Origin of the sequence: Brenneria izbisi, assembly GCF_025840185.1 — a bacterium.
Taxonomy (GTDB): domain Bacteria; phylum Pseudomonadota; class Gammaproteobacteria; order Enterobacterales; family Enterobacteriaceae; genus Brenneria; species Brenneria izbisi.
Genome location: NZ_JAMPJU010000004.1, coordinates 180,607 through 205,904, shown reverse-complemented (window position 1 = coordinate 205,904; position 25,298 = coordinate 180,607). Strand labels below are relative to the sequence as shown.

Annotated in this window: 13 protein-coding genes; 3 read left to right on the top strand and 10 right to left on the bottom strand. The window is 58.1% G+C overall.

Features of this window, described 5'->3' with window-relative positions; all coding sequences use genetic code 11:
* The first annotated feature begins 295 nt into the window (after positions 1-295).
* Positions 296-2,257, top strand: coding sequence for an acetate--CoA ligase (gene acs, locus NC856_RS07800; protein ID WP_264089861.1), 1,962 nt, complete (start codon positions 296-298; stop codon positions 2,255-2,257).
* 92 nt (positions 2,258-2,349) lie between these two features.
* Here acs and gntT read toward each other — a convergent pair whose 3' ends face one another.
* Complete coding sequence (gene gntT, locus NC856_RS07795) at positions 2,350-3,684, bottom strand: gluconate transporter (protein ID WP_264089860.1); 1,335 nt, start codon at positions 3,682-3,684, stop codon at positions 2,350-2,352.
* A gap of 298 nt (positions 3,685-3,982) precedes the next feature.
* Between gntT and NC856_RS07790 the strand changes: the two genes are divergently transcribed.
* Entirely contained in the window at positions 3,983-4,510 is a 528-nt protein-coding gene (locus NC856_RS07790; RefSeq protein WP_264089859.1) for a gluconokinase, read from the top strand.
* A gap of 5 nt (positions 4,511-4,515) precedes the next feature.
* Here the strand turns inward: NC856_RS07790 and gntR are convergent, their stop codons facing one another.
* The gene (gntR, locus tag NC856_RS07785; RefSeq protein WP_264089858.1) at positions 4,516-5,511 is read right to left on the bottom strand and encodes a gluconate operon transcriptional repressor GntR; all 996 of its coding nucleotides are present in this window, start codon (positions 5,509-5,511) and stop codon (positions 4,516-4,518) included.
* A 758-nt stretch (positions 5,512-6,269) separates the two neighbouring features.
* Between gntR and edd the strand changes: the two genes are divergently transcribed.
* Entirely contained in the window at positions 6,270-8,075 is a 1,806-nt protein-coding gene (gene edd, locus NC856_RS07780) for a phosphogluconate dehydratase (protein ID WP_264089857.1), read from the top strand.
* Positions 8,076-8,122: 47 nt separating this feature from the next.
* Here the strand turns inward: edd and NC856_RS07775 are convergent, their stop codons facing one another.
* The 8 genes from NC856_RS07775 to NC856_RS07740 form a co-directional block, all read right to left on the bottom strand.
* The gene (locus NC856_RS07775; RefSeq protein ID WP_264089856.1) at positions 8,123-10,291 is read right to left on the bottom strand and encodes an HlyD family efflux transporter periplasmic adaptor subunit; all 2,169 of its coding nucleotides are present in this window, start codon (positions 10,289-10,291) and stop codon (positions 8,123-8,125) included.
* Positions 10,291-11,649 carry an efflux RND transporter periplasmic adaptor subunit gene (locus NC856_RS07770; RefSeq protein WP_264089855.1) on the bottom strand — a complete coding sequence of 453 codons (1,359 nt, stop codon included), beginning with the start codon at positions 11,647-11,649 and terminating at the stop codon, positions 10,291-10,293. The genes NC856_RS07775 and NC856_RS07770 overlap by 1 nt, the downstream gene beginning before the upstream one ends.
* Positions 11,646-12,389, bottom strand: coding sequence for an efflux RND transporter periplasmic adaptor subunit (locus NC856_RS07765; RefSeq protein ID WP_264089854.1), 744 nt, complete (start codon positions 12,387-12,389; stop codon positions 11,646-11,648). Before NC856_RS07765 ends, NC856_RS07770 begins: the two co-directional genes overlap by 4 nt.
* On the bottom strand, positions 12,389-14,113 hold the full coding sequence (locus tag NC856_RS07760; RefSeq protein ID WP_404802315.1) for a TolC family protein: 1,725 nt from the start codon (positions 14,111-14,113) through the stop codon (positions 12,389-12,391). Before NC856_RS07760 ends, NC856_RS07765 begins: the two co-directional genes overlap by 1 nt.
* A 62-nt stretch (positions 14,114-14,175) precedes the next feature.
* Complete coding sequence (locus NC856_RS07755) at positions 14,176-22,542, bottom strand: putative Ig domain-containing protein (RefSeq protein WP_264089852.1); 8,367 nt, start codon at positions 22,540-22,542, stop codon at positions 14,176-14,178.
* Between the two features lie 37 nt (positions 22,543-22,579).
* On the bottom strand, positions 22,580-24,205 hold the full coding sequence (locus NC856_RS07750) for a TadE/TadG family type IV pilus assembly protein (protein ID WP_264089851.1): 1,626 nt from the start codon (positions 24,203-24,205) through the stop codon (positions 22,580-22,582).
* On the bottom strand, positions 24,195-24,806 hold the full coding sequence (locus tag NC856_RS07745; RefSeq protein WP_264089850.1) for a TadE/TadG family type IV pilus assembly protein: 612 nt from the start codon (positions 24,804-24,806) through the stop codon (positions 24,195-24,197). Before NC856_RS07745 ends, NC856_RS07750 begins: the two co-directional genes overlap by 11 nt.
* A complete protein-coding gene (locus NC856_RS07740; protein ID WP_264089849.1) occupies positions 24,796-25,296 on the bottom strand; it encodes a TadE/TadG family type IV pilus assembly protein in 501 nt (166 codons plus the stop codon). The genes NC856_RS07745 and NC856_RS07740 overlap by 11 nt, the downstream gene beginning before the upstream one ends.
* Between the last annotated feature and the right edge of the window lie 2 nt (positions 25,297-25,298).

Below are 25,298 nucleotides of genomic sequence, written 5' to 3'. Positions count from 1 at the left end.
CAAAAACCAAAGAATAATAGACTCAACCTATTGAAAACAATAAATTGATCGTCAAGTGCTCATTGACGGACACTGTATGTCCACAATTTTTATGTTGTGAAGAATATCACTTATGATATTCGCTTCTTTACCTACTAATTGTCTATTTCATGAACATGTTGGCTATCCTTTAAGTAATTCTTCGGTGCTTTTCCTTCGTTGCGTGATCTATCGCGCAAAAAAGAAACAAATGTGAGTGATTAAACATGTTTAACCAATCATTGACATATCCTTAACATATTTAAGGAGAAGCGACATGACTCAACATCATAAATATACAATCCCTGCCTCAATTGCGGGAAATGCACTGATAAATGCCGACAAATATAAAAAAATGTATCAGCACTCCGTTGATGACCCCACGTCCTTCTGGGGCGAACAAGGGAAAATTGTTGATTGGATCAAACCTTATCAACACGTCAAGAATACGTCGTTCGATCCCGGACACATCCGTATTCGTTGGTTTGAAGATGGCACGTTAAATGTAGCCGCCAACTGCCTGGATCGCCATCTCGCCGAACGTGGCGATCAAACAGCGATCATCTGGGAAGGCGATGACGCCAAAGAAAGCAAACAGATCACTTATCGGCAATTGCATCAGTCCGTTTGCCGCTTCGCCAATGTCCTGAAGTCTCAGCAGGTCAAAAAAGGCGATGTGGTGGCTATCTATATGCCGATGGTGCCGGAAGCCGCCGTCGCGATGCTGGCGTGCGCGCGCATCGGCGCTATTCATTCCGTTATTTTTGGCGGTTTCTCACCGGACGCCATCGCCGGACGCATTATTGACTCCAACGCCAAACTGGTGATCACTGCGGATGAGGGCATCCGCGCCGGGCGGGTTATTCCACTGAAGAAAAACATTGATGAAGCGCTGAAAAACCCTGCGGTCGCCACCATCACCAGCGTCATCGTATTCCGCCGTAGCGGAACACAATGTGAATGGGAAAGCGGACGTGATCACGGGTGGCACGAGTTGATGGAACAAGCGAGCGATCATTGTCCACCAGAAGAGATGAACGCCGAAGATCCGCTGTTCATCCTTTATACCTCCGGCTCGACCGGCAAGCCCAAAGGCGTGCTGCATACCACCGGCGGTTATCTGGTTTATGCCGCGCTGACGTTCAAATACGTCTTTGATTACCATCCGGGGGATATTTACTGGTGTACCGCGGATGTCGGCTGGGTAACCGGCCACAGCTATCTGTTATACGGCCCGCTGGCCTGCGGCGCCATTACTCTGATGTTTGAGGGCGTTCCCAACTGGCCGGACGCGCGTCGTATGGCGCAGGTTATCGACAAACATCAGGTCAATATTCTTTATACCGCGCCCACCGCTATCCGTGCGTTGATGGCGGAAGGCGACAAAGCGATTGAAGGCACGTCGCGCGCGTCCCTGAAGATCATGGGCTCCGTCGGCGAACCGATTAACCCGGAAGCCTGGGAGTGGTACTTCCACAAGATTGGTAATGGGAAATGCCCGATCGTGGATACCTGGTGGCAGACAGAAACCGGCGGTTTTATGATCACCCCGCTACCCGGCGCGATCGAAGCCAAGCCCGGCTCCGCGACACGCCCTTTCTTTGGCGTGCAACCCGCGCTGGTGGACAATCTCGGCAACCCGCAGACGGGCGCCTGCGAAGGCAACCTGGTCATCATCGACTCCTGGCCCGGTCAGGCAAGAACCCTGTTCGGCGATCATGATCGGTTTGAGCAAACCTACTTCTCTACGTTTAAAGGGATGTACTTCAGCGGGGACGGCGCGCGCCGGGACGAAGACGGCTATTACTGGATCACCGGTCGTGTTGACGATGTGCTCAACGTTTCCGGCCATCGCCTGGGTACGGCGGAAATCGAGTCCGCACTGGTCGCTCACCCAAAAATCGCCGAAGCCGCGGTGGTCGGCATTCCGCACCATCTGAAAGGTCAGGCCATCTATGCCTATATCACGCTCAATCACGGCGAAGAGCCGTCCAGCGAGCTATACGCGCAAGTACGTAACTGGGTACGCAAAGAGATAGGGCCGATCGCGACGCCTGATATTATCCACTGGACAGACGCTTTGCCGAAAACGCGATCCGGTAAAATTATGCGCCGCATTCTGCGCAAAATCGCCGCGGGCGACACCAGTAATCTGGGGGATACATCTACCCTGGCCGATCCGGGCGTGGTGGAAAAACTACTGGAAGAAAAACAGGCCATGAGCACGTCCTCGTCTTGAGGATCGCGCCGGTTTCCGCTGACCAGGAGCCGGGGATTAAATTAAAAAAACGACACGGGGCATTGCCCCGTGTCGTTTTTGCCAGCCGAATGCTAGATAACCATATTCAACAGCAGACAACCAATCAGCCCGCAAACCGCAATGATGGTTTCCAGTACCGACCACGACCGGATGGTTTCGCCGATGGTCAGATTAAAATACTCTTTAAACAACCAGAAACCAGGATCGTTGACGTGGGAGAAGATAACGCTGCCGGAACCTACCGCCAACACCATCAGTTCCGGGCTCACGCCGGTGATGGTCAACAGCGGCGCGACAATACCGCCCGCCGTCATCGCCGCCACGGTCGCCGACCCCAATGCCAGACGCAACGCTGCGGCAATCACCCATCCCATCAACAGCGGCGACAATGTGCTGCCGGCCATCAACGTCTCAATATATGTTGCCACGCCGCCATCGACCAGAATCTGTTTAAAGGCGCCGCCGCCGCCGATAATCATCAGCATCATGGCGATAATCTTGATCGAGTCGCCAATGGTATCCATCACCTGTTCCATCGAGCGGCCACGGTTAAGGCCGAAGGTAAAGATAGCGACCAACACGGCGATCATGGTAGCCATCACCGGATCGCCCAGGAATTCGGCGTAAGACAACAGCGTATGGCCTTTCGGCAACGTCATTTCCGCAACGGCGCGACCGGCCATCAGGATCACCGGGATCAGTGTGGTCGCCACGCTGATGCCGAAGCCAGGCATTTCACTCTCGGTAAAGACTTTCGGGTTATGCAAGCCTTCGGGAACCGGCTTATCTATGCTTTTCAGGAAACGGGCATAAACCGGACCAGCCAGAATGACAGTCGGGATAGCGATTAATGTCCCGAACAGCAGGGTTTTGCCCATATCAGCTTTAAACAGGATACTGATAGCGGTCGGGCCGGGATGCGGCGGCAACAGCGCATGGGTTACCGACAACGCCGCCGCCATCGGCACACCGATGAACAACAGCGGAATACGCGCAGCCGCCGCAATCGTGAAGACTAACGGCAACAACAGCACAAAGCCGACTTCATAGAACAAGGCGAAACCGACCACGAACCCGGTCAGCACCACAGCCCACTGGATACGGTCTTTGCCGAATTTTTCAATCAGCGTGGTGGCGATGCGTTGAGCGCCCCCGCAGTCAGCCAGTAGTTTGCCCAGCATGGCGCCAAACCCCATAATCAGCGCCAGGCTTCCCAATGTGCCGCCCACCCCATTTTTAATGGAAGTGATAACGCCATTGACGTTGAAGGCGCCCTGGGTGGTATAACCAAGGGCAAGACCGACCGCCAGTGAGACCAGTATCAATGAAATAAAACCGTTCAACTTGCAACGGATCATCAGTAGCAGTAGTAGGGCTACGCCAATCGCTACAATGATTAATGGCATAATAATTCTCCGGTATATGTATCGTACAGTTCTGACCCAGTTATCATAGGTAATTCAAAAAACGATTATTTTTCATAAAGATGACATTGTTTTTTTTATGGTCCAACACCACACATTGTTTAAAAACATTCAGCTGTTTTTCATGTTTTATCTACAATAACTAATATGATTGTTTTTCGTTCTCTTTGTGATATTTATCACACCCTTGTTTGTTACCGGTATCATGATACCGGTAACGTGATAAAATAAGGAACTATTGAGAAGGCTAAATATTCATTTTGAGATAGAGATCAAACTTATGGCGGGACAAAGCATAATTATCATGGGTGTGTCGGGTTGCGGTAAATCCAGCGTAGGCGCAGCCATTGCCCACGCATTGGGGGCTAAATTTATCGACGGGGATGACCTGCATCCACGGGCTAATATTCAAAAAATGGCCAGCGGTCATCCCTTAGACGACAATGATCGCGCGCCATGGCTCGAACGGCTAAGCGATGCCGCTTATAGTCTGCGCCATAAAAACGAGGTTGGTCTGATCGTCTGCTCCGCGCTGAAGCGTCGCTATCGCGACCGTCTACGTGAAGACAACCCGGAAATGCTCTTCCTGTATATGAAAGGCAGCTTCGACGTCATTATGGAACGTCTGAAAGCGCGCGCCGGTCATTTTATGCCCACCGATCTGCTGAAAAGTCAGTTTGAAGCCCTGGAAGAACCAGCTGCGGACGAAGTTGACGTTGTGCCTATCGATATCAGCGGCAGTTTCGACGAAGTCGTCGCTCAAGGCGTTAGCGCCTTGCGCAATGCTGGCGTGATATCCCGTCGTTAAGGGGTTTAAATACTTTCCCCGTGCAAGATAGTGAACCCCAAATCAAACCGTTGCGGGATCACCGTTTCTCCGCGTAAACGGGCAAGAAGCCGCTCCGCCGCGACTTGCCCCATTTTTTCTCGCGGCGTCAACACACTGGTCAGTTTGGGCACCATCGACTGACCGATATCGTGGCCGTGAAAACCGGCAATCGCCATATCTCCGGGAATACGCAGCCCCTGACGCTGGCACTCAAAGGCGGCGCCGATGGCGATATCATCGTTGGTGCAGAACAGGCTATCAGTATCGGGATAGCGCTGGCGCGCTTCCTTCATCAATTCACCGCCCAGACTGTAAGAAGATGAACGCTCCGTACAGACGCTGCGGGGCGTCAGGCCGTAATCGCGCATGGCCTGCTCATAACCCTGCATTTTGATGATGGTACGCTCATCCTGACGGGCGCCGAGATAGACCGGGCGGGAGTGTCCATATTCAAGTATGGTTTTGGTCATCTGGTAAGCCGCCTCATGGTTATTGAACCCGACCGCCAAATCGATGCACGGCGATTCGCTATCCATAATTTCAATCACCGGAATGCCCGCCACCTCAATCATCTTCCGCGTTCGTTCGGTGTGGGCGCGCTCAGCCAGAATCAGCCCATCGATATTATAGGAAAGCAGAGACGTCAGGCGCCTCTCTTCACGTTCGACATGATAACCATAGTGCGCCAGCATGGTCTGGTAACCATGAGAGTCGGTGACGCTTTCAATGCCACGCAATACTTCGGCAAATACCTGATTGGTCAGTGAAGGCAATAATACGCCAATCGCCCGGCTGGTGGCGTTGGACAAAATTTCAGGCGCTCGATTAGGAATGTAGCCAAGCTCATCCAGCGCAGCGGCTATCTTGTCGCGCAACGCCACGGAAACCATGAGTGGATCGCGCAGATAACGACTGATCGTCATCTTCGTGACGCCAACTTGGTTGGCCACATCCTGTAGTCCAGGTCTTTTTTTCTTCATTTTCAATCAATTAAGATGTCGTTATCCGGTAACATAGTTTAACAAAGAAAATCAGGTCTGTCTGTTGTCCATACTAATCAGTCCGTTACCCTGGAAAATCTCTGTTGCGATGGTCATTATGGTATTTTTCAGCGCACAACATTTATTCGTAGTTTTCGCTAAATGAATGGTTGGACTTTTATAAAAAGATTTCTCAGCGCAATTCGCCACGCCCTTGCTGATATTTTCGACTGCCATTACTTAACCGGAATTTACTTATTCCGTTCGTTTTCCTGTTTATTATCAATCTAATCTCCCGCTGGAATTTCATGGTGTGTTACTGCGCCTTTGCCGCTGTCGGAAAAATACCCGGATGCGGCTCGAAAACCACAATGTGACACTCGTCACAAAACCACTTAAACACTGGCTGAATCGAGTAAAGCCAGTGATAAAAATGCATTGTTACCGGTATCATTCGAGTATATAGTAACCTTATTGCATAAAAGCGTACCTTGATGCGCGAAATAAATCAGGTGATAGACCGATGATGTCAATAAGCCAGTCAATAAGGTAAAACCCGGTTTGGACTTTAAATTAGCTGACGTACTTCTCTATTCACCCGCTGAAAGTTTATCCGTGTTCCGTCATTAGAACGATAACGCCGTTTATCTCAAGAAAATAACAACACCGGCTTTAACCCGGCGGCACAGCTATTTATTTTTGGCGCGACCCGCGTTTAACGATTTAAGTCATCAATCTTGAAGAAAATGGGGCATAGCATGAATCCTACCGTTGCACGCGTTACCCAGAACATCATATCGCGTTCTCAGGCTGACAGAGCCAGCTATCTGGCCAACATTGACGCGGCAAAAAGTAAAACCGTACACCGTTCGCAGTTGGCCTGCGGTAATCTGGCCCACGGTTTCGCCGCCTGCTCGCCCGATGATAAATCCGGCCTGAAGAATATGGTTAAAAGCAATATCGGCATCATCACGTCCTATAACGATATGTTGTCCGCGCATCAGCCGTATGAACATTACCCCGCTCTGCTCAAAGAAGCGCTGCACGCCGTTGGCGCTATCGGTCAGGTGGCCGGGGGCGTGCCGGCCATGTGCGATGGCGTGACGCAAGGACAGGACGGTATGGAACTGTCTTTGTTCAGCCGCGATTTGATCGCCATGTCAGCGGCGATCGGCCTGTCTCACAATATGTTTGACGGCGCCCTGTTTCTCGGCGTTTGCGATAAGATTGTCCCCGGTCTGTTTATCGCTGCGATGGCGTTCGGCCACCTGCCCGCCGTCTTCGTGCCGGCCGGCCCGATGCGTACCGGTATTTCCAATAAAGAGAAGGTGCGTATCCGCCAACTGTATGCCGAAGGTAAAGTTGGCCGCGACGCCCTGTTGGAATCCGAAGCCAGCGCCTACCATTCGCCCGGCACCTGCACCTTCTACGGCACCGCCAACTCCAACCAGATGGTGATGGAGATCATGGGGCTGCACCTGCCCGGTTCGTCTTTTGTCTATCCCGATATTCCGCTGCGCCATGCACTGACCGAAGCCGCCGCGCGTCAGGTCACCCGCATGACCCAAACCGCTGGCGATTATTTGCCGGTAGGCCGTCTGGTGGATGAAAAAGTCATCGTCAACGGTATTATCGCGTTGCTGGCGACCGGCGGTTCAACCAACCACACCATGCATCTGGTGGCGATGGCGAAAGCCGCCGGGATCACCATCACCTGGGATGATTTCTCAGAATTGTCGGAAGTGGTGCCGCTACTGTGCCGCATTTATCCCAACGGCCCTGGCGATATCAACTATTTTCAGGCAGCTGGCGGCGTCTCGCTGTTGATCCGTGAGTTGCTGCAAGGCGGTTTGCTGCATGAAGATGTCCATACCGTCGCCGGTTTCGGCTTGCAGCGCTATACGCAGGAACCGTTCCTTGAAGACGGCAAACTGGTGTATCGCGACGGCCCGCACGCGTCGCTGGATAAAGAGGTGATCGCGACGCTGGATACGCCGTTCGTCAAGCACGGCGGCACCAAGGTTTTATCCGGCAATCTGGGCCGCGCGGTGATGAAAACCTCCGCCGTGCCAGAAGATCATCAGGTCATTCAAGCGCCAGCGGTGGTGTTTGAAAGCCAATATGATATTGATGCCGCGTTCAATGCCGGAAAACTGGATCGGGATTGCGTGATCGTGGTGCGTTTTCAGGGGCCGAAGGCGATCGGGATGCCGGAACTGCACAAGCTGATGCCGCCGCTGGGCGTGTTGATGGATCGCGGTTTTAACGTCGCGCTGGTCACCGATGGCCGTCTGTCCGGCGCTTCCGGCAAAGTGCCTGCGGCAATCCATGTCACGCCGGAAGCGTATAGCGGCGGTCTGCTGGCTAAAGTGCGGGATGGCGATATGATTCAGGTTGACGGCATTCGCGGCGAAATCAATCTGTTGGTGGATGAAGTCGAACTGGAACGCCGCAGCGCGGCGCAGCCTGATTTATCCGCGTCACACGTTGGTACGGGACGTGAACTGTTCAGGGCGTTGCGGGAAAGCATCACCGGAGCGGAACAGGGCGCCAGTTGTCTCTGACGGTAAACGTCTGGCTTGCCGGATCACCCGGCGAGTCAGACGCCTGATTAAAACGCGATTTCCCGAATCAACACCGCCGACGCCCAGCGCCAGCCGCGAACCAACAGGCTTTGCGCATCGCCATCCATCACCACCGTGCCACGTACTATCTGCTGTTGAATCCGCTGTTGCCGCTGACCGTCGGCAGGCAAACTGAGCACCACCCGGTAGACGGCTTGTTCAGGATGCAGTTTACGCTGCCCATCGCTCAACGTGGCGATATCGCCGCCGTAGATCGAAGTCAGTTCCGGCACCGCGCTTAGATCGCGCGTCGCCGTATGGTCGATATCCACGATCGTTACCGGCAACGCGGGGCTGCTGACATCACGCGGATAAAAATGCCCCTGCCCGCCGGTTTTCAGGCGCTGCCAGTCTTTTTCCGATACGAAGGCTTCAACCAGACCGCCAGTCGGTTTGGTGATCACCGCCAGCCATTCGCCCTGCGCCAGCCACTCGCCGGTTGCCAGCGGCGTCGCCATATCCGCCACCACGCCGCTTATCGGCGCCTTGACGATCAACTGCGCCGACTGTCTTTGCAACACGTTGAGCCGTTGCCGGGCGGCGTCATATTCCTGTTTCACCCGTTGATGTTCTGCCACGGCTTCCTTGTTGAACACCTGAAACGCCCCTTGCCAATTCAGCGTCGCTATCTGTCGCGCCAACTGCTGCTGTTCGTGCAATAACTCGTCGGCGGATAACGTAAACAGCACTTGTCCCGCCTGCACCGGTTGACCAACCTGAACATCAATACGCTTTATCATCGCGGGCAGCGGCATATACAGGCTGCTTTGTTGTTCGGCACGCAACAGCGCCGGGGCGTAAACGCCGCGCTGCCAGGGAAGGGTCAACAGCAGCAGTAATACGCAGCCGGATGTCAGCGTCACGATCATATTCCGATTCATACGATAATCCTTGCGGCGTTTACGCCATTCACGCAGTTCGTTCACTACCGGCATTACCACGAAGTAACCCATTTCCACGGCAAACAGCACCATGCCCAGCAGCTTGAACGTCATGTGATAAACCAGCAGGGCGATGCCGGTAAACAGAAAGAAACGATAAATCCAGACACAAAAGGAGTAACCCACCAGCGTGCGCCGCAACCAACGCGGGAAAAGCTCCGGCGGTTCGTCACCCAGCCCGAACAACGCTTCGCGCAACCGCCAGCGCGCCAGGGCAAAACCCCGGTTTTGCAGATTCGGGATCTGTAAAGCGTCGGACAGCAGAAAATAACCGTCAAAACGCATCAACGGACTGAGATTAATCACCAGCGTCATCACCCAGGTGGTGGTCGCCAGCATAAAAGCCGCGCTGCGCAGCATGCCGTCCGGCAGGAAACTCCAGGCCAGCGTCGCCCATGCCGCCAGCGCCAGTTCAGTCAGCATCCCGGCGGCGCCAATCGCCATACGCTGCCGATGGCGGGTCAGCTTCCATGCACCGGAAGTATCGGTATACAACACCGGCATCAACACCAGAAACGCGACGCCCATGGTGGCGACTTTCGCCCCGAAACGTTTACAGGTATAGGCGTGTCCCAATTCATGCAGAATTTTGCTGAACATCAGCGTCAGCAACGCCAGCGCCGCCCCTTCCAGCGAAAAAAAATACAGAAACGTATGCTTGAAGGTTTCCCACTGACGACCAGCCAGAAACAGCCCCAGCAACGCCGCGCCCAGCGTCAGAATGAAAAAGCCGCGGCTGAAAAAAGGCATCACCCAGGGCAAGGTTGCCGCCAGAAAGCGATCCGGGCGCCACAGGGGAATACGAAAGAAAAGATAATTCTTCAACAGTTTACGGCCTATTGAGGCGCGCATTTTCGCCTGTTGTCGTCCAAGCCGGGCCAGCGCCTCGTCGCCCGCGATGCGCAACAGATTATTGGCCTGTAAAAACTGGTTGAAAGCGCGGACGTCGCTATCGTCAATCACCAGCGTTGATGAACGGTTCACCGCGGCGACAATCCGGGCGACGCTGCCCAGCGACCAGCGCGACAACATCGCCATTTCCGCCCAGCCGATACGAAAAAACAAGCCGCGCAACGGATCTTCCAGCGTCCAACTGGGCGACCCATCGCGGTTGGCGGGGCCGGGGTGCAGGATCAGTTCATCACGCAAGGCGCCAAGCCCGGCGGCGTCGGATTGAGCGGCGGATGACGCTTTCGGCATGGCTAGCTGACGCATTACAAGCCCAACCATACGCGCAGCGAAGCCAGCGGCTTACGCAACAGATAGACAATCAGCAGCGTGCGCTGACCGTACAATTTCGCCGTGCCTTTCAGCCCGACGCGCAATTGCGGATCATCCTGGGTAAAGCGCGCCCTCAGCCGGTAGGCCATCACATTGTCCGGCGTCAGCGCGGCCCGGTAGCCGATCTGCGCCAGTTGCGCCCGTTGCGCCGCATTCGGCGCGACATTGAGAAACAGGCGAACATCCGCGCCCTGTTCCAGCGCGATGGCATCGGCGGCGGGCAGTTGGATTTCCAGTTCGACATCACGCGGATCGGCGATCATCATGATCCTTTCGCCCACCGCCACGGAACGCCCGATCCAGTCGCTGGCGTCATCAAAGATCGCCACGCCGTCGCGCGGGGAAGCCAGTTGCATCCGTTCCAGTTGCCGTTGCAGAAAACGCATGTCGCTCTGCGCCTGCTCGCGCCGGCTTTGCAGCACCGCCAGGCTCGCTTTGCTATTGGCGTCAAACAGCGCCTGTTGCTGCGCCTGACGATACTGGGCGTCCGCGGCGGCAAACGCCTGGCGGGAAGACTCCAGCCGGTTTTCCAGTTCGCGGGCATCGAGGCGCACCAGCGGTTGATTGGCGGAAATCTGCTGATTGGGCCGCACCAGAATGGCGTCCACCACCCCAGCCACCGGCGCACGCACCATCACCGGACGGTGCGCGACAATTTCCGCCGGCGCCAGCACCGACTGGCGCACCGGGAACAACAGCGCCAGCAATAGCGCGATCGCACCCGCCAGTATCAGGCGTCGCCGCCTGGGATGACGTTTGGTGTTGGCGCGCCGGGTATTGCGCAAGCTGATCCACGCATGGGAATACGCATCCGCCAGTTTTTCCAGCAACAGCAATTCCGCTGGCTGCCAGGCGCTGTCGCGGGCCAGAATCAGCACCAGCGGGGTTTCTCCTTGCGGACGTCGCAACGGCAACCAGAGTAAAAATTCAGGCAGATATGCCTGCCACAGCAACGGGTCATTAACGGGAAGATCCCGCCAGCGCAAAGATTGAGTCTGACGATCCTCCTGCTGCCACTGACGGCACTGGCGACCAAATTCGATGCAAAACGGCGCATTATCATCAATGGACGCCAGCCCGGAAGCAGTACGCAGACGCTGTGTTTCGCAATCCCACAACAACGCCTGACGATATTTCACCAGCCCGTGCGTGTCATTGACCATCAGGAACGCCAGTTCGTCCGGCGTTTCCCGCGCTCTGGCCCGGCTTTGCAACTGCAATAACTCCGCCAGCAGCGCCAACCGACTATCCGACTCGTTTGCCGCCCGCGCCGCCGTGTGATTACCGGTCATGGCGCGTCGCCTGCCGCTGGCGGCGCGATTTGCGCCACCCCGCTCATCCCCGGCAACAGCCCGGCGGTGGATTGAGTAATACGGCCAAACACTTTCACCGACTGACTGACAGGATCGACCGCCGAGGAGATACGGCTGATTTGCGCCGCATAGCTCAACCCGGTTTCATCCAGCGTCACCTGAAACGCATTGCCCTGTTTTAACCACACCAGCCAACGGGAAGGGACGATCATTTCCAGTTCGAAGGCGCTGTCATCATAAATCGCCAGCAGTTCCTTGCCTTCCGCCACCGATTCCCAGCGTTTTACCCTGGTTTCCGTGACCCGACCGGAAAATGGCGCTTTGATCGCGCAACGTTGCAGCATGGCGCGGTTTACGCCGCTTTCCGCCTGCGCCATGACAACCGCCGAGCGTGCCTGATCCACTTCAGACAGGCTGATCGAATTGAGCTTATCCAGCCGATTGGCAATCGCCAGTTTGTTACGCGCCGCATTTTCGGCGGCGGCGGCATAGTTCAGTTTTTCCTTCAACACCGCACAGTCGAATGTCAGCAGCGTATCGCCCTGTTTAAAATGCTCGCCCTCTTTTACCGTGATATCGGTGATTTTGGCGGCAATTTCGCTCGACAGCACGGTATAACGCTGAGCGCTAAGCTGTACGCGAATATCGCCGGACTCCGCCGCCAGCCCCATCAGCGGCGCCATTAACGCACCAGCCAGTCCCCATGACCGCCACCCCATCAGCGCGTTCCTCCCGCCTGTAAGGATTGCAGGTTATCCCACATGTCGGTATTCACCACGCGATACGGCTTCACGCTGGCGGTCGCGGGCGTTGCCGCCGGATTACCGACCACGGACGTCGCTGTCGCCGTGGTTGGCGCGGGCGCGGCGGCCAGTGCCAACCGGGGAACCGGCAGCGCGCCGCTTTCAATATTCCCGGTGGTGCGGGCGATAGTGTCGCTCAATGCGGCCAGACTGGTATTGCCGACATTATCGGGCAGCACATCCAACCCCGCGGCCTGATACACCGCGCCTAACGCATTCTGTACCTGCGCGAAGCTACGGTCGCGCGCGCGCGTGGTGAGGATGGTTTCCGTGCTGACGCGCACCTGCTCCATCTGCGTCGCGGCCCGGTTTTGTACCGTCAGTTCGGTCTGATGGAGAATTCCGCGCTGAATACGCGCCAGTTCCTGATAGCGATTGAACATGCGCGTACTTTGCTGATACTCCTGCCACGCCACATTCACCTGGGTCAATACCGCCATGCGCAGCGCCTGACGCCGCGCCGCCGCCAGTTCTTCGTTCGCCTCGCCCGCCCGTTTCACCGGCGACCAGGCGAGCACATTGAGCAGGTTGCCGCTCACCTGAACACCCGCGTTGGCCCATTGATGATTGACCAGATAACTGTTGCTGTCGCCATTGATCCCGGCGAACAGCGAGATGCCCGGCAACAGGCGCAACAGCGATTTACGGGTTTCCAGCACCGCGTTGCGCGCCAGATAACGTTCCTCACGCACCTCAGGCCGCTGCACCATCGAAAAGTTTTCCAGATCGTCGAGGGTATAGGCCAGTTTCGGCGTGACCAGACTGCTTTCGCCGGGGACGACCACATCAAATTTGCTGGCAGGCGGTAAGTTCATCAATGATGCCAGCCGGGATTTGGCCATCACCAGATCGCTATCGACGATCTCAAGCTGGCGAACCATTTCCAGCATGTTTTTCTGGAAACGCAGCGCTTCCACCGGCGCCAGCAAACGCTGCTGCTCGGTCTGACGGGCGTAGGCCAGCGCCTGACGCGCCTCGGCCAGCGCCGCCGTCACCTCCGGCTGCAAACGCTGAGCGGTGGCCGCTTCCCAATAGGCGGTGCGTACCTGACGGGTAATATCCGCCACCACGCGGCGACGGCGTTCTTCGGCGGCCAGAGATTTATTCGCCTGTACTTTGGCGTTGAAATAACTGATGCCGAAATCCAGCACATTCCAACTCAGCGACAGGTCTGCGGTACGCAGGGTTTTATCCTGACTGGTGGACGCTTCCAGCGACTGCTCGCCGGTGGTTACCGACTCACTGCTGGAACCCGCCACGTTGTTACGTGTTTGCAGCCCCGCCCGCGCCGCCAGCTTCGGCAACATATCCAGACTGGAAACGCCGATCAGGTTATCCTCCATCGCCTGTTCCATGAGCGCAACCCGCTGTTGCAGGTTGTATTTCAACGCACGGGCGATCGCTTCATCCAGCGTAATGATGCCGCGTACCGGCTCCTGATCAGCGAACATCCGCGTGCGATCGCTTAATGCCTGCGCCACCTGCTGTTCCATCGTCACCGGTTCAGGTTTTACCGCACAACCGGCCAGTCCCAGACAAGCCAGCGCGATGGCCAATGTCAGCGCCTGAGAACCGGCGGATGTTGGCTTGCCAGCCGTTTTTTGCCGACCATCCCAGAGTTTTGCTATGTGCTGATTCACCAGGGTTCTCCCCATCTAATGTAGTGTGTTGATATTGTTATTTATATCGAAAAAAATTCGCGTCACTGCGTAGGTGATGCCCGCTTTTCCGTTAACAGATTCAATGCGGTCAGAAGTTCATCAAACTCGGTCTGCGACTGGTGCAGTTGCGCGGAGAACGCCGCCTTTCCCTCCGCGCTCTCCGCCAGCGGCATACGCCCCCCGGTCAAACTATTTTCCGCCGCGCTGACCGGCGCATTCGTCGTCCGCAGCGATGAGAAATCCACCGCTTCCAGCGCTGGCATCAGCGGCGTCATAATGGGTTCCAACCGCCAGGGCGTATCTGCGTAATCTATTTCCCCGTTCACCAGCGGATACTGCGACGTTGACAACGCCTCGCCGGACAGCGGCGCAGATTCAGCCGCCGGAGTGGACGCCGCCCCGCGCAGCGCAATGCTTATCGTCTCATTCTGCCGCTCGCGCTCGTCCTCACGCGCTTCCCACCAGCGCGTCATCATGTCGCCCGGCATGCCGGTCAGGGGCAAAACCACCGGCGTCACCGGTGGTTTATCGACCGCCAGCGTCAGGAACCGGGTCGCCGTTCCGCCCTGACCGTCGCTCACCGTCAGCGTCAGTTCGAAACTGCCGACCGCCCGCGTTTGCCCGCTGATGGTCAGCGTAGCGGCGTCAAAGCTCAGGCCGTCCGGCAATCCCTCAATGCTCCAGGTCAGCGCGTCGCCGTTAACGTCGCTGAACCAATCGGACGACAGCACAGCGCGGTATGCCGCCGCATACATGGCCTGCGGCAAGCTCGCCGCGCTGTCGGTGGCCTGCGGCGCGCTGTTGGCGATACTGACCACCGCCGCAATGTCCAATACACGGCGATCCACGCCGCCATTGGCGGTGCCGCCGTCATCCTGTATTGCGGTCAGGGTGACGACGCGTTCGCCGCTGGTAACGGTCGAACTGGGATTGGCATAGGCCAGCCCCTCGACTAACGCAGCGGCGTTGATGCCGTCACTGCCGCTAATCGTCAGCCTGGCTTCGCCGTTAGCCAGCGTGACCGTAACGTTCAGGCCGCTGGAAGTGGTGTATGCGGCGCCATCGGTCAGCATGACGGTCGTACCGTCGATGTTCAGGCTCTCGGCAGCGTCAACGACGCCGGCGACAGTCACGGTCAGCGCGACAATGGATTGACCGTTTTCGATGGCGGAAACGCTAACGCCATCGAACAACCCTACCGCCCCGTCCCCCGCCATGTAGCCCGGATTGGTCGGCGTCGCGCTTAGTAGCGGCGCGTCGTTGACTTCGGCGACGCTCAGCGCCGCCACCATCTGAGTACCAGCGGCATAGGCATCGGTCACGCCGATCACCAGCCGAATGCTCGCGCCCGGATCGGCGCTGGTGTTGGTATAGCTAATCTGTTGCAGCACCTGATTGACGATGACCGTCGTCACCTCGGCGGTAAAGGTCACCGTCAGCGCGCCGCCGTTGTTGGTGAAGGCGGCGATGGCCGCGCCGTCCAGCCAGAGCGTACCGTCCGCCAGCGTCAGACCGTTGCCGTCGGCAATGCTGTAGCTGTCGGCGCTGTCGGCGCCGCCTTCCCGGATAACTGTGATGGTTGCGCCGTTGTAGTTGCCCGCGCCATCGGCCAGCGCGTCGTAATCCGCGTCGCTGAGGGTGATGACGTCAGCCAGCACGACCGTTCCCTGCTCGTGATAATCAAGGGAGATATCCGTCAGCGCATCGTTCAGGCTGACCAGACCGCCGCCGCCAATAACTGCCACCGCGCCGTGAGCGCCGCTCACCACGCGCTGCGCGTCAGCCAGTGCGGTTATCGATGCGCCAGAGAGCGTTTCAAGCAGCGTCAATGCGCCGGCATCGGACTTGTAGCGGCTGATGCCGCTATCCGAACCGGTGACATACAACGTGCCGTCGTCGCCGGACAGCGCGATGGCGGTGACGTTGGACAGGCCGCTCACCGCGCCGAGGTAACTTAACGCGCCGCTGGCGACGTCAAGGCTGAATACGGCGACGCTGTCCTCGCTGGCGACATAAACCGTTCCGCCATCGCTGGAAACGGCGATATCGACGGGGCTGGACATATCGACCGTACCTGCGCCAGCCAGCGCGCCGTCACGCAGCCAGGCGAGCGCGGCGAGCGTGCCGTCTTCCGCGCGTTGATAGACGATCAGGGTATTGGCGACCGTCTCGGCGACCGGATCGGTAACCACATACAGGTAGTCGCCCACCACGTCGACGCCCACTGCGGTAAACAGATAAGGTTCGCTGCCGGTGGCGGCGGTGATGGACTGGCTCAACGCGTATTGGCCGCTGTCCGCGTTCAGGGTGTAGACCAGCAGGCCGGAGTAGTTGCCATCCACCACATAAAGCGCGCCGCCGTCAGCGGATAGCGCCAAATCAATTACGTTTTCCGTGGTCAATGTCTGTACCAGCGTCAGACTGCCGTCAGCGCCATTGCGAGCGAAAAGCGTAATGCTGTCGCCCTGCGCACCAAGCAGCGCGATCGTGCCGCCGTCATCACTCGCTTCAATCAGCGAAACGGAAGAAACGCCGCTGTCCAGCGTCTGCAATAGCGCCAGTTCGCCGCTGGCGGTGTTGCGGCTGAAAATGGCGATATCGCCGGCGCTGCTGACGACATACAGGTAAGCGCCGTCCGGGGACAGGGTGCCGGAGGCGATATCGGCAAGACCGCTGATGGCCGTCAGGCTGGTTGCCGCCTCCAGACTGGTGTAATCAGCGCCGGCGCTGAACTCAGGCGCGCTATTATTCACCACGTCAATGGCGGCGACGGCTTCCAGCGTGGTGGTATCGCTACCGCCGTTGTCCTGTCCGCCGCTGTCCTGCACGCTGAGGCTGATGGTGCGCAGGCCGGCAGTCTGGGTGTTGCTGAGATTCGCGTAACTGGTCTGTTCAATCAGGCTGACGGCGGCATCAACGGCCATACCGCTGGCGCTGCCAATCGTCACTATGGCCGTATCGCCGTTAAGCGCCACCGTGTAACTGTCGCCGTTGTCGAGCGTGCCGCTGCCGTCAATCAACGCGATGCGGGTGCCGCCGACCGTCAGCGTTTCGCGGCTACCGTCCACCAGACCGGAAACGGTAAAGGTAATCGACGAAATGCGTTGATCGCTTTCCACCGTCGAAATGACGACATCACTGAACAGTGCGGCGCTGCTGCCGACGGTGGCGTAGAGGGTATCCACAGGCGTGGCGCTGACCCGCGGCGCATCGTTAACCGCCACCACCGTCACGCTCGCCGCGATACCGGGTGAAACGGTATCAACGCCGCCGTTGGCCGTGCCGCCGTTGTCCTGAACGGTGGTAAGCCGGATGGTGCGCGTACCCAGCGTCGGATCATCGCTCTGGTTGGCATAGGCAAGCCCGGCAATCAACGCGGTGGCGTCGCTCACCGCAATCCCATCACTGCTGTAGAGATAAAGCGTTGCCGTATCGCCCTCAAGGGAAACGTAGTAGCCGTAGCCGTTGGTGGTTTCCCCGTAGGCATCGGCGGTCAGCGCGACAACGGCGCCGTCGATGACCAGCACTTCGCTGTCGCCATCGCTCAGGCCGGAAATCGTCAGTTCGATATTGATGAAAGTCTGCCCCGGCTCACCGGCGGAAACCGCAACGTCACTGAATAACGCCGTCGCCGCCCCCTTTTCGGTATAGCTGTTCGATGCATCGCTGGCGGTGATGACCGGTGCGCTGTTGGTCAGGCTGACCGTGACCGTGGCGCCGATCGCCAGTGCGGTGGTGTCCACGCCGCCGTTGCCGGTGCCGCCATTGTCCTGAATGGAAGTCAGCGTAATGGTGCGATCGCCGGTGGTCGCATCCTCAAGGGCGTTTTCATAGGCGGTATTGAGGTAGGCGATACTGTTGACCACCGCCTCGGCAACCGCCGTCGGCAAGCCCTCATTATTGCTTAACGTAACGGTCGCAACGCCCTCGGTCACGCTGACGTCGATATTGTAAACGTAGGTATAAGAATTGACGTTGCCATCGCTCTCGACGACATCCACCATGACGTAACTGCTCAGGCTTGTGCCGTCGGTCAGCGAAACGTAGTTGCCATTGAGCAGCAGTTTTTCGTGTTCTCCGTCCACCAGACCAGCAACGGTCAGGGTGATGGCGCTGATCGCCTGATCCTCTTCCCCGCCGGACAGCATGCTGTCGTTAAACAGTTTCACCGCGCTGCCGCCGCTGATATAGGTCACGTTCTGGCTTTCAGTTTCCAACACAGGCGCATTATTAATCACGGCGACGGACAGCAGCAGATCGAAGCGGCTGGAAGCGTATTGGTCGGCGACGCTCAGCGTAAGACTGATGCTGCTGCCCGGATCGCTGCTGGCGTTGGTATAGCTGATCTGTTGCAACACCAGGTTAGCGGTGGCGGTGGTGACATCGGCGGTGAAGGCGACCGTCAACGTGCCGTCTGTGCTGACCAGCGTGGCGATGGCTGCGCCGTTCAGAGAGATTATGCCATCAGCCAGCGTCAGACCGTTGCCGTCGGTGAACCCGTAACTGTCGTTGCCGTCGGCGCCGTCGGTGCGTACCAACGTAATCGTCGCGCCGTTATAGTTGCCCGCGCCGCCATTTAGCGCATCGTAGTCGGCGTCGGATAACACGACGCTGGCGATCGGGTTGATCGTGTCGCCTTCGGTGTAGGTCACGGTGACGCCAGTGGCGCCGATCATACTGAGAAGCGGGGTGCCAAAATAGAGGTTTCTGCCGCCATAGACGGATTGGCCGTCGGCGCTGACCACCAGTTTTGAGATGCCTTCGCTCGTCGTGACGATGTTTGCATAGGTCGGTTTGCCCTCTTCGCCGATAGTGTAGATAACCAATCTGGAACTGGCGGCGCTCGTCACATACAGAGTGGTGCCATCCTGTGACATGGCGATGCCATGCGGATACTGGGTCAGGGCGGAATAGGCGCTGACCGTATCAACCAGACTCATGGCGTTGGTTGAACGGTCGTATTGCAATGTGGTCAGGAAACCATTGCCGGTGGTGAGATAGAGGTAACCGGCATCGGAAACCACGAACGCATTGGCGCCATTGAAGGCACCGGTACTGCCGAGCGTTCCCGCCGTGGCGTTGGCGCCGACGGCATCGCGCCAGGTCAGCGTGGTGCCGCTGCGCGTCAGTTGACCAGCATAGCTCAGGCCGCCATCGGCGGCGACGGTGTAGACGGTCAGGCGTCCGCCGCTCAGCACATAGACGCTGCCGTCGTCGTCGATTTGCATGGCGACCGCCGTGCCGAAACCGCTTTCCGGCGTATACGCATCGATTGCCGTGAGCGCGCCATCGTCACCGATGCGGTAAGCATAGACAGTGGTTGCCGAAAGCGCGTAAAACGCGCCGCTGTCTTGCGCCACGGCGATCTGTAACACTTTTTCAGCGATATCAGCCACCTGATCAACTAGCGTCAGCGACCCCTCATCGCCGACGCTGAAGACGCTGATCGAATAGGCGCTGCTGCTGCCGGTGGAAGCATAACCGGACAAGTAGAGCAGGCTGCCGTCGCTGGAATAAGATACAGAGGTAATGCCTGATAGACCGTCAAGCTCGATGCCGTTGGCATCGTCGCCATCGTTTTCCGTCCCCTGAGTAAAGGTCTGCAATAAAGCCAACTCACCGCTGGACGTGTCGCGGCGGTAGACGTACAAGTAGCTGTCGCCATTACCATTATTGCTGGTGCTGGCGGCAATCACCAGGATCGTGCCGTCATCAGACAGCGTGATGCTATTGACGTACTGGCTGAAACCGCTGAGCGAACCATCGCTGGCATAGGTCAGGGCGCTGGCGTCGCCCACCAGTCCCGGCGCGTTATTGTCGGCCTCCGCCTGAGTGATAACCCGCAGCGTCAGTTCGCTGGCGGCGCTGGCCCCTGACTGGTCGGTGGCCGTCATGGTGATGGTGTAATCGCCCGCATTGCTGGCTGTGCCGGAGATGGCGAGCGTCTCGGCATCGAAACTCAATCCTTCTGGTAGGCCGCTCACGCTCCATGTCAGCCTGTCGCCGTAGAGACTGTCGGCGTCGGTAAACAAGCCGCCGTCCAACGTAATGCTGCCGGATTCGCCTTTGGTAAAGGTATCCAGCGTGGTGCCGACCGCCGCATTGACTTCGGGAGCGCGGTTGACGATCTGCTCGACCACCAAATCCAGATCCAACGCGGCGCTGGCGCCGGTGGCGTCAGTCGCCGTGACGGTGAGCGTGAATGTCCCGACTTCCGTGGCTGCGCCTGAAATCGTACGGGTCGCGGCGTTAAAGGTCAGTCCGTCCGGCAGTCCGCTGACGCTCCAGGTGAGTGAATCGCCGTCCGCATCATTAAACAGACCAGAGAACAAGGTAAAGCTGTAGGCGGTTTCACTGGTGGCCTTGCTCAGCGCATAGCCGGCGGCGGCGTCGCTATTGACCTGCGGCTCCCCATTGATTCTCAGCGTGACGACCACGCTGTTGCTGGTCAACGCGCCGTCGTTGACGGCAACCGTGAGCAGGACGTAGCTGCCGACCGCGACGCTGTCGTTGCCATAGGCGATCTGTTGCAGCACCCGGTTGGCGACCTCACTGGTGGTATCGGCAGTGAACGTGACGGTCAGCGCGCCGTTACTCTCGCTCAGTGTGGCGATCGCGCTGCCATTAAGCGAGATCGCGCCGTCGCTGTAAATCAAATCATTGCCGTCGGCAAAGCCAAAGCTGCCGCCCGTCACGCTGGGGCTAACGCTAATGCTGGCGCCCTTATAGTTGCCTTCGCCGCCGCTGAGGGTATCGAAATTGCTGTCGGCCAACGTGATGCCGCTGGCGAACACAGCCTGGGAACCCTGAACGAGCGTTTGCGCGGCGCTGTAGCGCGTCACGCCGCCGCTGCCCGCCACCAGTACGGACAGGCCGTCGCCGGAAACCGCGATGTCGCTGCCGCTGGCGCTGGCGACAGTGCTGCTCGCCAGGGCCAGGTTGCCGCTGCCATCCGCCGCGTAGACGTTGATAGTTCCGTCGCTGGCGGCGGCGTACAGCAGGCTGCCGTCGCCGCTCAGGGCAATGCTGGTCACGCCGTCAAGCGTGACGCTGTCCATCAGGATCAGTTCGCTACCGTCGAAGCGGTAGACCTGAATGCCGCCAGACGAATTACCCAGATACAACAACGCGGCATCCTCGCTGACGGCCATTGAATACGTCGAACTGGAGAATCGGGTCGCATCTGCCGTCACGGAACTGATCATCGTCAACGTGCCGTCGTCGTTGATTTTCAGTACCGCCAGCGTGTCGGTGTAGGCCACAAACGAGGTCTGATCGCCGATGACGAAAACATAACCGTTGGCGCTGATCACCGTTTCGGCTCGCACCACGCCCAGTGAAGATTCATCCACCGTCTGAAGAGGGGTGAGCGCGCCGGTGCCGCCATCCCGTGTGAAAACCACCAGACCGTTATACTCGGTGGTGACATAAAGTTGCCCGCCGTCATCGGAAAGCGCCAGATCCATCAGTACGCCATTTTCTCCGCTGGTGGTGCCGCCGTAGCTGAGCGTACCGTCGGTATCAACGTTCAGGGTGATGATATTGCCGCCGGAAAGGGTGTAGATCGATTTACCGTCGGCGCTAAGCGTCATCTGGCTGACGGCGCCAAGATTGGCCTCGTCACCGAAGGTCTGTACCAGCGTCAGCCGCCCTGTATCATCAATGGAAAAGACCGAAATACCGCTCTCGCCGCCAACATAGGCGTATTGTCCATCGCCGGAATAAACCACTGCGGCGCTGCCGCCAAGCTCATCGCTGGTAAAGGATTCGGCAGCCTCAAGCGCGCCGTCGTCAGACAGCACCGGCGCAACGTTGATAGTGCTGGTGATGGCGATGGTGGAATGGATGCCTAACTCGGCTGTTTCGCCGCCGTCGTCGCGCAGGCTGGTCAACGTAACAGTGATCGTGCCGCTTTCCACCGTGTTGTCCAACGTACTGTAGGCGAGGCCGTCGATCAGCGCGGCGACGTCCGAGGCGGCATAGGCCTCAGAAGAGGCGATGCTGAGGGTAATGATAGTGGAACCGCCGCTGGTCTGAACCGAGTAGAAATAGTTGTTGCCGGCGGTGGTGCCGGAACCGGTCGTCAACGCGATGGCGCTGTCGTCAATAATCAGCGCCTGATTGTCGCCGCTGCTGTCCACGGTGATCACCAGACTGTTCAGCGCCTCGCCGCTGGCGTCGTTAGAGACGGTCACGCCGCTGAACAGATCCACGTTTTGCGCGGTGGAGGACTCATCAATGCTGATGGTGGCCTCAGATCCGCTGGCGGTCACGCCGGGCGCGTCAGCGGTGGCGGCGACCACGGCTTCCGCCGTGGCGACGGCGGCGGCATCGAACATCATGCGCGGCTCCAGCGCCCATGCCTGTTGAGGAAGGCGCCGACGCGCCGTGGAACGGGAATAGGTCATGGTGTCATATCCTGTCAGTCAAAAGGCGCTGCGGCCTTTACTCAATCAGCCGGACGAAACCGCTTTTCTGATGCAGTTCGTCAGTAATTTCATTCAGGCGCTCCCGGAACTTGTTTTCCGAGGCGACGAAATCCACGCCGTTGTAATAGGTAAGATCGGCGCTTTTATCGGCGCAGCCCGCCAGTCCCGCATCGGCGACGCGACGGAACGCCGAGGCGCTGGCGATAGTGCCGCCGTCCGATTCGTTATCCTCCTCGTCGTTGCCGGTCACCACCAGGAAAAATCGCAGGTTGCGTTCACGGAAACTGGCGCACAGATTGGCAAAGCGTTCGATAGTCAACCGCTCGTCATTGCAACCGTTATTGCCCACGGTCTGCGCGCGACAACCATCGAGCGGTTGACCCACGTAGGTGTTGTAAGAATCGCTGTCGAACCACAGCATGTCGCTGGAGTTGACCAGCATCACGATAGCCTTGGTGCGCTCGCCGTTGCCCTGGTCGAAATCTTTGGGCAGATCGTCCTCCAGCCCCCAGCCGACGCTGCCGCGAAATGCCGGCGCCAGCGCCATCGCCGCCCAGCCCATCGCAATGGCGTAGTTGATGTTGAAGCCGGTGCGCATTTCGTCGAGCCGCGCGGCGATCTTGTCGAGATCGTTGGTCAGCGGCAGCAAAGGCGCGTAGGGGCAGCCCATATCCACGATCAAATAGCGCGTGTCGTTGACGCCGTTGGCCTGACCAAAGTCCGGGTTCGGCCCGATCCAGGAGATGGCGTAGGATTCATAAGCGTTTGCCAGCAGATCCGCGCGATAGTAGATGCCGAACCGTCCTGCTGGCGCCTCGTCCCAGAAGTAGTTTTCACCCCGATTCAGCCCCCGATACATACACAGCAGGTTGAAACGGCGATCCGGGATGCGGCGATCAGCCAGACTGCCGTAGCCCGAACGGAACAACGAGGTGAGTTCCACCGGATTGAGCGCGCTCGAAGCGGCCCACTGTCTGATGCGATTAGGGTAATCGGCGTCGTAGACGCTGACGGCCTGACTATGCGGCACCAGCGCCAACCAGGTGTTTTCCTGACCGCTGATCAGGCTTTCCGCAAACTCGTTGGCCAGGCGACGCAGCACGGCCAAATTTTCACCGTCCTCGGTCGCGGAGTTGGGCAGGATCAGCGCCACTTCCAGCGATCGGTTGCGCACCTCGGCGGTGGAGTAAATCTCCTGTTGGCGGTTCCCCATACGCAGCAAAGCAGGCGCGGTGGTAAAGGCGACGGTGACGGTATAGGTCGGGTAGTCGTCATCGCTGCGCCCCTCGCTGACGATCACGTTGTCGAGCGCTATCGCTTCAGCCAGCTTGCTATTCAGCCCCAGATTGGCTTTAACGTACTCGAAGGCCAGTTCCGTCATTTGCTGCTGGTCGAAGGCGCTGTTTTCATTCCCGCTGATAACGACCTGATGGCCCACCGCCAGCGCCGCCGCATCCGTCGCGCGCTTAATCTGGGTCGCATCGCCGGTCGCGGTGGAGGAATCCACAATAAACGCCGCGCTGACCAGCAAGGCCATCACGCCCAACACATAAAACGACGCCCCGGCGCCGCGCTCCTGGCGCGCAAAAATCCGTACAGCCCGCGGTAAACGCCAGCGACGGCGGGCAGCATTATCCTTCATTATCGTCATACTCCTCCTCTGGCTGTCCCGCCTCCCGCCCCAACGCCGTATCCAGCGTAATCACGCCATTCCCCACCCGATTTACCAGCGTGACATGCAGCAGGTTGCTCAGCGATAGCCCGCCAAGCAAACTGATATCCTTGCCTTCACGACACCACTCCACCACCACCATCGAGACTAGTTCGCTGCCGTTTTCCGGGTCTTTTTCCGGCAAATCCCCCGGATAGGCGGCGCCGTATGCCGCCACGCTGTCGCCGCATATCCCGTCGGCGTTGCCCCGGTCAAGCTGCCAGTACACTTCCCCGGTCTGACGCACATTGCTTATCAGCAACTGGTAATTGCCCAAATGTTGTTCGGGCAATACCGCATCCAGCAGACCTTGCAGCCCTTCCCGCGTCAGTTCCTGCTGCATGCCCAGAATGGATACCAGCGCGCCCGCCCGCTGCTCCATACGTTCGCGCTCCAGCCCGACGCTGTAGATATCCGCGCACAATGTGCCGACCGCCAGCACAATAGGCAGCGCCAACGCGGTTTCGACCGCGACGGAAGCGCGTTTCGACATGTAAAACCGCCGCAGCCGCGACAAACCATTACTCTTCATTGCGCAGTTCCGTGCCGAAGACATGTTTGTACTGATAGCGAAAGGTGTCGCCCAGCGTCAGCACTTCCGGCAACGGGGTCAGGAACGCCTTTTGTATCTGCACCGTGACCGACCAAACGGGCAAGGTATTCGAGACGGCGCCCTCTTCCTCGTCAGAGGCGATTTCCAGCCCGCCAAGCTGACTCAGGTTGTCGAATTGCAAGACGCTGACGGTTAAATCCTGCTGTCGCAGATAGCCATAAGACGCGCTGATCATTCGTTCCTTCAGATCGGCGCTCATCATCGCTGCGCTGTCGGTATTGAGATCATCGAGACGAAAAGTCTGCACCGCCTTATCAAGCGCCGCACTGCCTACCGCGATCACCAGGCCGATCCGCGCCAGTTCGAACAGCATCATCACGCCGACCAATACCACCGGCACCAGAAACGCGACTTCCACGGCGATCACGCCTTGCGTATCGCGCCAATCCCGATCGTTGCGCCAGCACATCT